This window comes from Maridesulfovibrio sp. (assembly GCF_965230075.1).
GTDB lineage: Bacteria > Desulfobacterota > Desulfovibrionia > Desulfovibrionales > Desulfovibrionaceae > Maridesulfovibrio.
Map to the genome: position 1 here is coordinate 1,821,037 of NZ_OZ245945.1, position 14,387 is coordinate 1,835,423.

9 protein-coding genes are annotated in these 14,387 nt (G+C 49.5%); all 9 read right to left on the reverse strand.

The window, feature by feature from the left end:
* Window positions 1-91: 91 nt before the first annotated feature.
* Window positions 92-2,053, reverse strand: coding sequence for a peptide transporter (locus ACO05Z_RS08260; RefSeq protein ID WP_421901692.1), 1,962 nt, complete (start codon window positions 2,051-2,053; stop codon window positions 92-94).
* Between the two features lie 34 nt (window positions 2,054-2,087).
* Window positions 2,088-4,061, reverse strand: a complete 1,974-nt coding sequence (locus tag ACO05Z_RS08265) for a DUF6785 family protein (RefSeq protein ID WP_421901693.1) — start codon at window positions 4,059-4,061, stop codon at window positions 2,088-2,090.
* Between the two features lie 17 nt (window positions 4,062-4,078).
* A complete protein-coding gene (locus tag ACO05Z_RS08270; protein WP_421901694.1) occupies window positions 4,079-8,947 on the reverse strand; it encodes an FtsX-like permease family protein in 4,869 nt (1,622 codons plus the stop codon).
* 19 nt (window positions 8,948-8,966) lie between these two features.
* Window positions 8,967-9,701: an ABC transporter ATP-binding protein gene (locus ACO05Z_RS08275; protein WP_421901695.1), complete on the reverse strand. Its 735-nt coding sequence runs from the start codon at window positions 9,699-9,701 to the stop codon at window positions 8,967-8,969.
* A gap of 64 nt (window positions 9,702-9,765) precedes the next feature.
* Window positions 9,766-10,443 (reverse strand): ABC transporter permease, encoded by a 678-nt coding sequence (locus ACO05Z_RS08280; RefSeq protein WP_421901696.1) that lies wholly within the window; start codon window positions 10,441-10,443, stop codon window positions 9,766-9,768.
* A gap of 227 nt (window positions 10,444-10,670) precedes the next feature.
* Window positions 10,671-11,459, reverse strand: a complete 789-nt coding sequence (locus ACO05Z_RS08285; RefSeq protein WP_421901698.1) for a polysaccharide deacetylase family protein — start codon at window positions 11,457-11,459, stop codon at window positions 10,671-10,673.
* On the reverse strand, window positions 11,459-12,616 hold the full coding sequence (locus tag ACO05Z_RS08290; RefSeq protein ID WP_421901699.1) for a glycosyltransferase family protein: 1,158 nt from the start codon (window positions 12,614-12,616) through the stop codon (window positions 11,459-11,461). The genes ACO05Z_RS08285 and ACO05Z_RS08290 overlap by 1 nt, the downstream gene beginning before the upstream one ends.
* Window positions 12,613-13,230 (reverse strand): histidine phosphatase family protein, encoded by a 618-nt coding sequence (locus ACO05Z_RS08295; protein WP_421901700.1) that lies wholly within the window; start codon window positions 13,228-13,230, stop codon window positions 12,613-12,615. The genes ACO05Z_RS08290 and ACO05Z_RS08295 overlap by 4 nt, the downstream gene beginning before the upstream one ends.
* A gap of 2 nt (window positions 13,231-13,232) precedes the next feature.
* On the reverse strand, window positions 13,233-14,348 hold the full coding sequence (locus ACO05Z_RS08300; RefSeq protein ID WP_421901701.1) for a glycosyltransferase family 4 protein: 1,116 nt from the start codon (window positions 14,346-14,348) through the stop codon (window positions 13,233-13,235).
* Window positions 14,349-14,387: the final 39 nt, after the last annotated feature.

A 14,387-nucleotide genomic window follows, 5' to 3' on the forward strand; every position in this document is an offset into this window, starting at 1 on the left:
AGCCGGAGCAAGGTTACCTAAAACATTTTCCGGCCATCCGCAAAGTTTTAATTCTTAATCAGATTTGTTCTAAACAAAGAGCCCTATTGGATCAGTAAGCCATTTTGCCTAATGATTTCAGGATAAGGGTGCAACCCATGGCAAACATACCGGTTAAACCCATGCCGCAGGAGAAACCTGCAAGCAGGACCGGGGCATACTGGCGCCACATTGCGCCATATTTTTTCTGGAAGAAATAGCGGCCAATCAATGCCCCGGCAACTTCCAGAATAAATCCGTGGGGTGTACTTTGCCCAAGTCCCCTGACAACACCATATACCAGCAGGACCGGTAATCCCAGTGAATTCAGTATGGCGTAGAGCACAAGTCCCAGGCTTATTCCGCCCATGACTACCGGGCCGCTCAGGGCCTGAAAGAACAGAGAGTTACCTTCAAGTGTAGAGGTCTGCATGAGTAGGGTATTCAGGGCTTGCAAGTGCCAGAGTTCCTGCGCGTATGGATAGTTTGAAGACGGAATAGGTGCAAGCTGCCAGATGAATTGCGAGAAGAGCAGGCTGGCAATCATAACAACCGGGAAAACCACCAGTTCCGCTTTGATGATACCCCGGATTGATGTCCCGGTAAGTTCGATTTCACGGAAATGGACTGTGGCTTCACCATAGTTGTGGATAGGAATCGGTGCATACCAGATTTCAATACCCTGATAGCCGAAGAATTTTGCCCCGGCGATGAAGCTTGCTTCACGTACCAGCGGCAGGCTGACGAACTGTCCGGCAATACCTTCCATGCGCGCGGTAATGTATGAGATCACCGGGGTGTAGATAAAGCCGTAGAGCAGGAAGAAAATCCACGGGAAGTTGGGCACCAGCAGCAGGCTCATACCCACATAGGCAAGAGTAGAGAATACGTAGATGGCGATGGAGACCCAGAAGTTGATGTCTCCGCGTCCTTCCGGCGGTTCAAAAAGTTTACTCCATGATTCGCGATGCTTGGCATGCTCTCCACGGAAGGATTTGACTACGTACCAGATACCGATCAGACCGATAGCCAGACCTAAGCCGATGGAAAAACTCATGTAAAAGTCAAAGTTGTTGGCGAAAACTGTTTCTACGGTTTCCATGCCCGGATGCCAGCGGTGCAGGATGCCGTGCTCATAAAGAACCGGGTTGGCAACAAAGGTAATGATGATGCCGATCAGCCCGCCGATAACAGCCCAGAATGGCAGGACCATACCGATGAAGAACAGTCCGAGGTCAAACTGGATACCGGTCGCAACTGCCGGGAGTATTTTTTCCGTATACGGCGTCAGTTCTACCCATGGGATGGGAATGATCCTGATCGGTTCGGTAAACAGCAATCCTGAAACAGCGGGTAATAGTACATAAATAGCTCCGAAGGCCAGACCAATAACTCCCCCTACAGAGAAGACCCGCCATTTCCAGCTGGCCTTTTTCTCTTCGGTGGATTCAGCCAAAGCCATGGTCCCTAAAGCACCGACAGGAGCCATGGGGAAGGGCAGTTTCTCCACGTCAGAAGTGATGCGATAAAGGGCGTACCCCAATCCGAAATGGTCAATTCGCTGGACAATCTGCGCCCCAACCAGAAGCAAAATCGGTATGAGCCAGTCGCGGTGGAAGAAAGTCCTTTCAATGAGCGAATCAGAACCCGGTTGCGGGGCAATCCATGTGGGGATGAATTCGGTCAATCCCAGCATTCGTGCTGCGTCTGATTGCACTAAATACTGTTGCCATAGCAATCCCGAAAATGGCGAGGCAAGTGCCGCCCCGGCCATGTAGTATAGTAGGAAAATTTCCTGTTGTTTCAGCTCGGTATAGGAACGTTTTGCGATTTCGGCGAAAAGAATAATGGTCACCCAGCGGGCAGCAGGACCTATTCCCTGACCGATGACCAGTTGCAGGTACATACTACCAGGCATCATCAGGAAGCCGATGAAGATGGCACCGACAACGGTTTTCCAGTCAAAGCCTTCTTCAAAATGGGTCGGGGTTTTTAGTAGGTCCCGATATTCTTGTAGCTCTTTATCATTATGCATGTGTGTATCTCGTTATGCTTGTTAACTGGAATGACTAGCCGGGGAGTACTTGATAACTTTGTCCTGCGTAGAGACCGTAAAGAGCCCATGCTCCACCCATGAGGAAATCTCCCATGATCAGGCCGAAGAACAGGTAACGGACCCTTTTAAACAATCCGACCCCGCCATAACGCAGAGTCAGCTGGTTGCAGATCCAACCGAGGAAGAAGCTGAACCAGAGAATTTTCATAGCAGAGCTGTAGGCGGTCAGGTATCCGATGGGATGCAGGGGCCACCATGGCAGTCTGTTATAGGCTACCACCAGTGCAAACATGACCAGCGCGCCTACAGTGGCAAAGGTGGTTACCCAGTGCGAAGCTGCTGCAGGTTCCTGAATGACGCGTACTACGTTATCATAGACATTCATGGATGTGCGGGTCGCCCAGTCCAGCTGCAATTCGCGGATACCGTATTTGTAGCAGACCATAAGCATGGCCCCGAAAGATACGATCACACCCAGCAGGAGGATGATGGTTATACCGATCAGGAACAGGCGTTTATTCCTGATCCATTCATTGATCTTGGAACCGTGCACCAGTGAGGGCATAAGTGATTCTCTGAGGTCAACGAAAAGTATTTTTTGGCATATGGCGGTTATGGCGATACCGACAGAACCGAAGAATTTTGATCCGAAAATTGTGGTTACGCAGTCGATGGGCGCGGCGGTCAAGGTGAAGTAAGCGATACCGCCCTGACAGATTGCCTTGGATGCTACCAGCGTGAAGATGAAGAAAGCCAACAGGACCACTACAGCTACTAAAAGCGGGATACCGAAGTACATGCACCATGCGGTGAGCAGCAGCCCGGAAACAGCGAGTCCCCAGAAAGAGAAACGCAGGGACATCCATTCGGCTTCTCCGCGTGTGGATTCGGCACCGAAAGCTTCCTTAATGACTTGTTTGAGATGCTGGCGGGCCAGCCAGATAATAAAGATGAAGAATACGAGGTAAGCCCCGATCATTTGGGTTTCCTCAGGGCGGGTCAGGGTCGGGCCGAAGGTTACACCCAGTGCCGAGGCAGGAATGTTCAGGCCGGAAGCACTCAGGATTCCGTAAAAAAGACCGCCGAACAGGAAGAAGAACCAGAAGCTGAATGAAATCTGTCTTGAGGCCAGAAATGCAAAGCCCACAAACGCAGGGTAGAAGTAAATTTTAAGTTTATGGAAGCCTGAGAATAAGCCGGTTTTCGCAAAGTATTTACCGGCCAGAATCAGGGTCGGAACCTCCGGTACCGAGGGGATGTAGAAGTGCAACCCGTTGATCAGATGCAGGCAGATACAGAATATCAGGCCGATCAGGAAGAATTTATTGCCGAGAAATGAGCCGTACAAGCCCTGATCCATGGCTTCTTCCATGAAGCGGGGTAACTGCAGGAGCGGGAAGTTTAAACGTTCATTCTCTACCCATTGTCTGCTGAAAATATTGGTCAGGCAGAGCATCATAAAGTAGCAGAGCAGGATGAAGGCTCCCCACCACATGAGCGGGGTCAACCATGAAGCCCAAGGAATGGCGCTGAATATTTCAAGGTTGTCCATGAATGGACCGCCCTTGATGCCGTTGTAAAGCTGTTCCACTGCTTTGGGATCGGTAGGGTGCAGTGCGTCAGGTAACAGCGGCTGAAGCACCTCCTTCCACCTGTTGCCGATGGTGGCAAAGTGAAAGGGGGCGGTCAGGTTGATGAAAAATGTTCGGGCCAGTCCGGTGTAGGAGATACCGGAGACAATGACCATAAGAATCCACATGGTCATCAGGTCCAGTCCGGTCAGTAATGGATGCGAGCGCAGGAGTTTACGATGCAGTCCGCAGATTGCAGTAAGCCAGGCCAGTATGAAGAACGGGGCCAGCGGGAAATGTCCCCCGGCCAATGGAGTCGCATTCAAGTAGGCATTGTTGAAAGGCGTGAAAGCGCAGATGAGCAGCCCGAATAGGGTGCCCAGCAGAATCGCTCTTTTCCTTATTTTTCCATGCATCTGTGGAATCCTTATATTTAAAGGTCTGCAAGTTTTTTGCTAGTATTGAGTCCGGTGAAACCGAAAGCCATCATTTCCGGTACTTTTTCGCGGAAGCTCTTCTGTTTTTCCGGGTCAAGGGAGCGCCAGATCAGGAATTGTTTTCTGATGGCGTTGATAAAGTCTTTATTCAAACGTTTCCATGCTCCGATTTCACCTGATTCGCGGGTGATGAACAGCACAGCTTCAAGGAATTGCGGATGTGCCTTGGCAGGCTGGAAGCGGAGTTCGACCATCTGCTTGACCCCGAAGTCAAAGGGGGCCAGCCAGACCCGTACATTAAACCGGAAACAGGTAATGTGGTCCGGGCAGCCTTCCAGCAGGTCGCAGACCGATTCCGGTAAATGTTCCTGACTGAAGTTAACCTCGATCTCAGATGTGGAGAATAGACCGTGGGATACCTCGGTATGTGATTCAAGGTATTCAAGCAGGAAACCGCCGGCGTCCTGCTGTTCTTTGTGTTTGAGCAGGAAGGGCAGGGTAGCTTCGATGGTGTTGGTGTCGGTGTCGGGCATTTTCCATGAACGGTTGACGTCCGGGATGGCAATGTTTGCCGCTACCTTTGAGGGGTAGATTACCGAGATAAGTGTTACGGCAATGACCAGAATCATGGCCGCAACACCAGCCATGGATGAATAGTTGGCGGTCATGCCTGCCCAAAGCGGTGTTCCGGCCAGCAGGCCTGAGGCCGTCTGGGCAATCAGGTACCCGACTACAACGCTGATAACTGCAAAGGCAATGGCCTCGGCAATGAACAGGAATGAGACGTGGGTCGGGGCCATACCGATTGAAGTGTATACTGCGATTTCCTTCTTACGTTCGTAAACACTGGTAATCATGGTGTTAAGAACAATCAGTGCTGAAATGATCAGCGGGATCATGATATTGCCCATGCCCGAATAATTCATAGTGTCCGAGGCTTGGCAAATATATGTACCACTCGTGTCGCAAGCGAATATGGGCAGTCCGTATCGGTCTGTCATGCTATCCACTGTTTCCGTGGAGAACTTACCTGATATTGGTGCGATTGCTACTGCTTTGAGGTTTCCGCCCATAGCCATGAGGGTTTCATAGGGGATAATGGCGGTAACCTCACCGGGAACGTGGGTATAACGGCCCTGAAAGGTATCGATATCTTCTCCGGATTCAATAGCTTCAGCTTCAACTTCACTCAGTTCCTGCGCTGCGGCAGAAGGGAAAATAACCGGGGTCATAGACTCCCCGTCGAGGTCGGTGTGTTCGCTGAATTTATTACCGTCAAAGATGCCTGTGAGCATGAATTGGCTGCCCCAGACATTTACCACATCTCCGGCGGATGCACCGAGACGGGAGGCCATTTCCTTTGAAAGCAGAATCTGATTGGTTTTGTTTGGAGCGAGCCATTTACCTTCTACGAGAATACTATCAATGCCACTGACATGCGGCTCCATGGTTCCAAGACCTACAAGACCTTTAACTTCTTCCTGTTTGCCACCGAAACTTACTGGAGTGATAGCTGAGGTTGTTTTATCTTTCAGCTCCATCCAGCCGCGTGGGACAACAATACCATTTTCATCAAAGTCGTTGCTGACAATGCCTAGTGTTTCAGGGGGTAGATCGTGCCAGCCGAGATTTTTCATGAACAGGCCGTGGTAGGGCATGGCGTCACTGAATTTCACGTAGGTGTGCTGGCGCAGTGATTTCACTGCGGTGAAGCTCATGATGGTGAACGTCAGGATGGTCAGGGTCAGGCAGGTCAGGAAGGTCCTGAGTTTTCTGCGGCGCAGGTTGCTGACCCCGATGACAAATGCGGAAGTAAAAGCTTTCCATTTGCTGATCTCGGAAGTCTGGGTCTTATGTGCCCGCTGCTGGAGCAGGATCATTTCTTTTTCAAAGCGGAAGAAAATGATCAGCGAAACCATGACCGAGAGGCCGAGAATAAAGAAGGCCAAAATTACAACCATGGGGCTGTAAGTCAGCTCAAATGCGGGATGGACAGAGTAGATAACTGCTATAACCGCTGAAAGGATGGCCAGAAAACCGATGATTCGTTTATGGATATCTGCGAAAGAAAAGAGCAGCCGTTCCATGCAGTAGGCGAAGGGAATGAACAGGGCGATGTAAAAAAGTACACCTACCAGTACGTCCTTCTGGGTCTGATCCACATCAAGGTAGACTTTGGAGGCCAGCGCCCATGCACTGCGGGCATTGGTCATGAAGTCGTCGTAACGGCGTTCTTTCCATGCGGTTTCCGCTTCAGCAAGGGCCTTGGTGCCTTTCTGCTCCAGATGCCTGATCTGCTGGTTTACAATGCCGTGCGATTCGAGGTTCTTTATGCGTGGATCAAGCAGGGTCCACATATCCTTTGCAGCGCGATAGTCGGTAGCCGGGATAATGGGCCATTCCTTGAGGTTGTATCCCTTGCCTGCCGGATCATTTGGTTTGGACTTGATGAGGATCATCTTTCGGTTCAGAACCGTATCCGAAAGGGTCATCTTCAGCGGAACATCCGGCTCAAGAAATACACTGGCAATGGTCGAGGAACGTGTATCAATACGGCTGTACCAGTAATGCATAGGTGTTGCATCTCGGGTACCGTCCAGTACTTCCACCTTGGTCATGTAGCGGAAAGTTCTCGGAGTGAGCAGGTCGAACAGTGTGGTCTGTCGGCAGCCGAACATAACCAGTTTGGTTTCCATGTCCAGCCTGCGCATCTTCAGTCTGTAAGCGTTTTTACCTGTCTGTTCTTTATCAATGGCCCAGACAATTCTGCCGTCATCATTGTATTTATAGCCTTCAATGATAAGCTTGGACTGGACCAGCTTCTTAGAGGCTACCCCTTTGTATTTGAAATCCCCTTCGGAATCGGAAAGGGCGTAAAATCTGGTTTTGCCCTGAAAAGCCATGAATACGGCTCCGGGAGCCGGCTGGTCCGCAAAAAGTTCACCCTGACGGATAAAGCGGGCCTTGCCGTTAACCATGGCGTAGCCTTTGCGCGGAAGCTTGCTGGTTAGGGGACCTTCGCTGTTTGAAATTTTGCGGATCAAACCTTCTGTTAGTTCAGCCTGTTTTTCGATATTATCCCAGTTGACATTTTCAACAGTATCAAAAGGTGTTCCCCAGTATTCGCGACCATCGTTTACGGTGGCGAAAGTGAAACCGAGCTTTCCGGACATGGTGGCGACTTCACTGCTGAATTGCGGTTGGTCGAGTAACCATGTCTGCCAAGGGCGGGTCCGGTCCTGGCGGAGGGTATCTTTGTACATCCCGTCAGTCCCGGTCAGTTTTTCCACTTCCGGAACAGCGTCTTCAAGGATATCGTTGATTCGGGAAAATGTGCGTGAAAGATTGATACTGGGGCGGAGTTCGTAGAACCAGCCTTCACTAAAGGCTCCGACTCCCTCTCCATGACTGGAAAGGTGTAGGGAAACAGCACAGACCATTTCCTTTGAACGTACGATCTTACGCAGCTCACGGGCACTTTTGATTGCAGTGAGCTGTTGCTTGATGTCCTGTTTTGTGTTGAGGACTTTCTCTTTTACCTGCGGAAAAAGGTCTTTTACCGCTGCCATTTCTTCGGATGGCAGGGTGGAGTAATCAGTTTTCCATGAAATGCGGCGCAGGAGTTTGCGCTTTTCATCCAGCTTGGTGATGGCGTCCTGATCAGCGTCTTCCTGCAACCTGAGTTGCATGAGTTTTTTGCTGACAATGTCCACTTCATCTTTGATCTGGTTTTTCAGGGTTTCATAGAGCAAAGAGAAAAGTTGCGGATTCTCAGTGGCGAGTTCAGTTGCGAGCGGATTATCGAGCTCAAGGCCATCAAGGATTTTGGATGCGTCATTCTTTTTATTGCGCAGTTCGACTTTGATTTTTTTAAGGGTCTTGCTCTTTCCGGAAACTGCGGAAGCATATTCTCTTATGCCGCGCAGGGACTGTCCGTGTCCGGTGGTTGCCAGAAGCAGCACTGAACGCTTGGGCGGATTAGCTGCCATTTTTTTGCCGATCTCAAGGAGTGAGGCAATGGACAGGGCTTCGTCTGCACCCGGAGAATTGCCCATAACGTAGGCAGAACTGTCGTAAAAAGCATCAATTACGATCAGCTCTTCATTCATTTCCGGGTCACTGCCCTGAATCATGCAGTAGACGTTTTCCGCTTCAATCCGCTTCCACTTGCTTTGGGATTCAAGCTTCCCTGATTCGGCAATGAGTTTGTTTCCTATTCCCGCTTCAAAACCCAGTTCATCCTGTGCGTCTTCAGCACTCATGTAGTAGCGGGGGAAATCCAGAGGAGAAAGTTCGAGTTTCTCTTCGAAAAAGCCTTTTAAGGTCGGTCCGCTATCAACATAAATAAGGGCGGATGCTCCGAGGCTGGCCGCATTGAGCCAGTTCTTACCGGAATCCATGTCCATGAGCACAATGGCGTCTTTGACCGGAAGTCCGTTGAAATCGTTGAGTCTGCCTTTACCTACGTATATAACCGGGCCGCTAAGACCTTCAACAGGAGTAGCGGGAGGAGAAATAGCATTTAATTTAGCAGGCTTGATGCTGATCTGTTTTCCATTTGAAATACTGAAAACAGTATCTTTAGCAGTCATGGCCGGAGCAAGAAAAAGGTGTTTTCCTGTTTTGAAATCACCAAGTTCCTCAAATTTCATTTCAATATAGTCTGCAGCTCTTTTTGCTCCCGGGGAACCGAAAGAACGGTCGCCGAAGGAGGCAAGGTCGGTAATTGTCTGCTGGATGGATTCAGCGGAACTGTATGCCTTACCGGGAACTCCTGCGCAGAGCAGAAGAAGCGCGGCCAGCAGGAATATTGTTATCCTGCTGCGTTGGTGTGGAAATCTGTATTCAGATGACAGTATGGACATTGACGGGCGCCTCCGGGGATCAAGCCATGCGGATACAGCCCACGTCGATGTTGAGCTGGTCACGGTGTTCGATTTTTTTGATCAGTCCGTCTTCGATCCAGACAACCCGGTCGGAGGCGTTAAGCATCTTGTAGTCGTGGGTTGCGGTGATGATGGTCACGCCGCGCTCTTTGCTCAGCTCGTTCATCAGCTTGATGATTTCTTCCCCGGTGGAAAGGTCGAGGTTCCCGGTTGGTTCATCAGCGAGGATGATGGCCGGGTCGTTGGCCAGTGCCCTTGCGATGGCGACGCGCTGCTGCTGACCGCCGGAAAGTTCCTGCGGTTTATGGTTGTAGCGTTTGTGGAGCCCGACGAGATCGAGCAGTTCAATGCCTTTGGCGACCGCAGCGTCGTTATGCACCCCGGCGAAAATCATGGGCAGGGTGATGTTTTCCAGCGCGGTCATAACCTGAATGAGGTTGAAGGTCTGGAATATGTAGCCGATTTTGCGGTTACGGAGCCACGCAAGTTCAAAGGCGTCCAACTGGGCAATGTCCACTTCATCGATGTAGACCTTGCCTTCGGATGGTTTATCCAGCCCGCCTATCATGTTGAAGAGGGTGGACTTGCCGGAGCCGGAAGGCCCCATGATGGAAAGGTATTCTCCGGCAAAAATTTCAAGGTCCACGCCTTTCAGAGCCTGAACGTCAGTGCTGCCGAGTTTGAAATTACGTTTAACCCCGGTAACCCGGACTATTGTGTGCTGGTCGGCCATATCTCTCGCCTTTTATATAATTAAAGTTGGTGTTCTGTTTGAAATTTGTTCGTCTGTCTGGAATTTATTCTTCTACCCGCATGGCTTCAATGGGACGCATCCGTGCTGCAATGAAAGCCGGATAAAGTACGCCTAAAAGGCTTAAGCCGAAGCCTACGCCTATGGAATAAAGGAGTGATACGCCGACTTCATCAAGGGGGAGCATAGTTAAAGCATCGAAGCCGAATCTAAGCATGCCCACGAGGATTGCGATGATAGCTCCGAAGATGGAGCCGAGCAGTGCTCCTGTCGTACCCTGCATGGATGCTTCGAGCAGGAATAGGCGCAGCACAAAGCTGTCCAGTGCGCCGAGGCATTTCATGGTACCGATTTCGCGAAAACGTTCGGTAACGGCCATAAGCTGGGCGTTTATGATTCCCACGGTGCAAACCAGTAGCGAAAGAATGACTATCCAGCGTTCCTTGGCACTACCGCCCGGTTCATATCCGGTCTTGTCCAGTGCTTTGATCAGGCTGGGGTCTCCGGAGTGATAAAGGCCGCTGGAAATATCCGCACCCACTAGAACATAAGCCAGAAAGGATACCGCCAGAATCAGGCTGGTCACGGTGACCATGTTTCGTAAGAAGCGTGATTTCAGGCTTTTTATACTGATTTCAAAGGATTTTTTAAAGGGCAGAACAACTTGTGCCGCAATGTCCGGCTGAGCGTTCTGATCTTGGAATGGAATTTTCTTTTTCGACATGTCTTGCTCGGTAGATATGAATGTATCTGCATCTCATGATTCGACCCCGTGAAACATGAGTGAATAATTAGCGATTAGCTATTTATAAATAACTGAAACGGTCTGAAATGCAAAGGGAAAATGCAAAGATTGGCACTACTTCACCGTTATAAATCCTAATTTAGAAGGATATACAGCGAAAAGTGCCATTAATGCATTACAGTGATGTGAATTTGATTAGGAAAAAGTTATGGAAGCATGTCCCGGATGTCTTTTACGCGCAGTCCGGGAGTGCTGTTAATTTTAGCGAGCAGGTAATGAAGGAAGAGTTGGGAAGTTTTGTTCATACGCTGATGGTGGAGCATGAATCCTGCGATGCCTGACTTCACGGCATCTTCCATCAAGGATTGCAGGGTCTTAATTCCTTGTTCAGACGAAGGATTTTTCATTGTGTGCAGATCGATATTTACCGGAATATCCGGCAGTTCCTGCGGTGGCTGCGGGGAAACATTGGTGCTGCGTGAGATGGCTTTGAAGCCCAGCTCAACAAGACAATCCATTGTTACTGCTGAGCAGCGGTTCCATGGCGGGGTGAATATAGGACTGAAGTGGGCGCCTAGCAGTTTTGTCAGTTTGCCCTTTCCCCGGCCCAGTTCTGCGGCGATTACATTTTTCTCACGAGAGGGTCCGAACTCGAATTTCTTGCCTGTTCGTTCGTGATTTATGTGTCGGTATCCGTGTTGGTGCAGGCACCACAGCTTTAAATCCGGTCCTAATTCTTCAAGCAGCGCGTCCCTGCGCTGTTCGTTTAACCATGCCGGGGCGATCGCTTGAGCCAGAGGGGTGTTGTGTTCCTTTAAGATTTCAATCATGGCGGAAAACTGTCTGCCCGGATAGCCTATATCGTCAGCCCTGAAGAACACATCGCAACCGTCCTGCGGGATGGATCTGCTGAAATCATCCCACCAGAGATCAAAAGATTCGGTAAGGGTGGAAATATTGTTTTTCCAGATTGCTGAAACGGGCCTGCTGGGCATTAAATTTTCCTTAAATTTCTAATTGATTCTGCTGAGTTGTTCGCGCCGTTCAGATCAATGCCATGATCGGTCGTGTTACGGCTTTGGTTGAGCAGGGTGCTTATGGTTGAGGTTATTGCTGATTGATCTGCTGAGTCGAGAATTTCCAGCGGTATGTGTTTGGCAAGCCTCTCCGCGCGCATACGTTGTTCATGATTTTGGGCAAAGGGCAGTACTGCTGCCGGGATACATGAGGTCAGGATATCCATACAAGTATTATATCCGGCCATGGAGATCATTGCGTCCCCGGCAGTGAGTAGATCTGTGAAATCTGCGGCAAAGCGTTGGACGGTTACGCATTCATTTACCTTAGCTGTGACGCAGAGTTCATCAAACTTGTTCTTATCAAGAAACGGTCCGCTGAGCATTAGTAGTTTGGTGTCTCGCGGTTGTAAATGGATAAAAGATTCAAGAGTTGCCTGCATAAGTGGACCGCCGACTTTGCCGCCCCCGGCACTGGCAATGAGTAGTCTTTCATCCTTGTTTACACCTAAATTTGTACGGATTTTATCCCTTACATTATTAGCTGGTTTACGGGCTGCAAATCCGGTGTATTCACAAGGAATCTGAATTTGCTTGAAAGCTTGAAATGTTTCATCCAGTGCAGCAATCTTGGTGTCGGAATGGATAAGCAGCAGATCGAAATATTTGTTTAAGTATTTCACGACCCGGGCTTCGTGTTTGCCGCCGTCATTCCGCTCCACGAGGATGTCCCGCAGGGAGCAGACAACCTTTACATCCCCGAACTGACCTTCTTTGATTGCATCGAGGACGGGTAGTAGTTCAAAACGGAAAGCCTTACGTCCGAAAGGAAAAAGTTCAATGAGAAAAATATCAGGCTTTTCTGCTTCGAATATTTTAAAAAGAGTAGCGCTACGTTCCTCTTTGACTTCTTCAAGCTCGCGACCTTTATCGGTGGGCATGAGCCCGCCGAAATTTTCATTCATGCACAAGCCTGGAAGCTGGCGGTATTCCACATTAGGCGGCAATGGTTGATCCGGGCGTTCGCCTCCGGCTACGAAAAGAACTTCTTCCTTGTTCAAGGCCTTGGCAATTTCAAGGCTGCGGAAAAAATGGCCCATGCCCAGCACGTGCTGGCAATAATGAACAATTTTCATAATTCGTCGTTTAACCTTTCAATGGAAAGTTCCCCATCCCAGTTCAGCCAGTGCAGTCTGCGTCTTTTAAGCAGTTTTCTTTCTTCGGGCATGAAGTCATGATCCAACAGTTTGTAGATCACGGATTTTATAACGCCTTCGTGTGCAACTGCCAGAATCTTGATTTCATCTTTGTCTACAGACTTAAGAATCTCGCTTACTCCGGCTTCAAGAGCCTTGAGTCCGCGTGCGGCGCATTCGGTACGGTTTTCACCATTGCTTGGAGTAAAATCCCAGCCTTTGGCAACCTCTTCATCAAGCTTGCCGGGAAATTTTTCATGCAACTCATCCATGGTCAGCCCTGACCATTCTCCCCAATCCTGTTCGCGCAGTCCTTCAAGGTGGATCGTGGGAAGTTCCAGACCTTCGGTGATAATGTTGGCGGTCTCGATCGTTCTGCCAAGATCACTGGTCAGCACTGCATCGAAAGTTTGCGGTTCAAGTTTATTTTTCCATCCGGCAGCCAATTCCCGACCATGCTCAGTCAGAGGGGAATTAAAGTGGCCCTGAATGCGTCCTTCTTCGTTCCACTCAGTTACTGAGTGGCGAATAAATGCGATTTTTACTAATTTCATCGTTATCTCCAATGGCTGATACTGCTAAGTTTATGTTCAACATCTTGAAGGTTTTTATTCAGATCGAAATTATTCCTTATGTGCTTTGGAGCCGCTTCTGACATTTGCTTCCGCAAGCTTTCGTCTTCCAAAAGTCTGATCAGGTTAGCAGACATGGCTGCTATGTCTCTTTCCGGGGAGAGCAAGCCCGTTTCACTATGGATAACAGCTTCTTTTGGACCTCTCGTAGAGTAAGCTACAACCGGAAGTCCTGCGCACTGGGCCTCAAGGTAAACCATACCCAGTGCTTCATTAATTCCGGGATAGGCAAAAAAGTTTGCGGCGCTGTAATATTTGTAAAGTTCTTCCTGCTTGACCCGACCGAGGAAAATTATTTGATCTCCGGCTTTTTCTGCAGCCAGATTTTCAAGACGAGGTCTGGCTTCACCGTCCCCGGCGATGAGAAGTTTAGTTTCAGGTTTTTTGGCAGCAATCGGGGCAAAAGCATCTATCAAGTCAGTGATGCTTTCGGCCTTAACATCTTCACGAAGCATGGCAGTGCTGAGAATGACCTTTTTCCCATTCAGCTCGTATCTATTGCGTACCTCTTCCGCGCCTTGCGGGCAATAGTTGAAGTTGTCCGGTTCAATTCCGGGGTAAGTTCGCGAGAGTTTTTCCGGAAGAATGATTCGTGAGAGATTATGGAAATCGATGTCTTTGTTGGCAAAAACATGGTCGGCATGGAGCAGAGCATGTTTATTGGACATGTAGCCGGCCCAAGTTTTGTAATTGCGGCGGTATTTGGTGGCAAAGACTCCCTGATAGATAACGTAGGGGATGCCGAGTTTTTCGGAGATATACGGTCCCAGCAGATCCGGGGATTTATAATAGCTGTGGTAGGTCAGCCAGATATCCGGGTTGAATTTTTCAGCCCGCTTTAGGGTATTTTTGAATTCAAGGTAGAGGGTAGGCCATTTAAGCGGCTTGTTTGTAATGTGTCGCAGCCGGAAATGACTGGCAATCAGCAGTTCATGCCCTTGGGAACGCAGGAAGTCATGCAGAGTCTTCCCGATGATCAAATCTCCGGAAGGAAGCGGATGATCAATGGGTTTGTGGGGTGCGAAAAAAGCAATTCGCATCTGCATAGCTCCCGTTCAATTATATGATGCGCTGCGCGC

Coding starts and splice junctions, on each gene's coding strand:
- ACO05Z_RS08260 (WP_421901692.1), bottom strand. CDS start 2,053: ATGCATAATGATAAAGAGCTACAAGAATATCGGGACCTACTAAAAACC.
- ACO05Z_RS08265 (WP_421901693.1), bottom strand. CDS start 4,061: ATGCATGGAAAAATAAGGAAAAGAGCGATTCTGCTGGGCACCCTATTC.
- ACO05Z_RS08270 (WP_421901694.1), bottom strand. CDS start 8,947: ATGTCCATACTGTCATCTGAATACAGATTTCCACACCAACGCAGCAGG.
- ACO05Z_RS08275 (WP_421901695.1), bottom strand. CDS start 9,701: ATGGCCGACCAGCACACAATAGTCCGGGTTACCGGGGTTAAACGTAAT.
- ACO05Z_RS08280 (WP_421901696.1), bottom strand. CDS start 10,443: ATGTCGAAAAAGAAAATTCCATTCCAAGATCAGAACGCTCAGCCGGAC.
- ACO05Z_RS08285 (WP_421901698.1), bottom strand. CDS start 11,459: ATGCCCAGCAGGCCCGTTTCAGCAATCTGGAAAAACAATATTTCCACC.
- ACO05Z_RS08290 (WP_421901699.1), bottom strand. CDS start 12,616: ATGAAAATTGTTCATTATTGCCAGCACGTGCTGGGCATGGGCCATTTT.
- ACO05Z_RS08295 (WP_421901700.1), bottom strand. CDS start 13,230: ATGAAATTAGTAAAAATCGCATTTATTCGCCACTCAGTAACTGAGTGG.
- ACO05Z_RS08300 (WP_421901701.1), bottom strand. CDS start 14,348: ATGCGAATTGCTTTTTTCGCACCCCACAAACCCATTGATCATCCGCTT.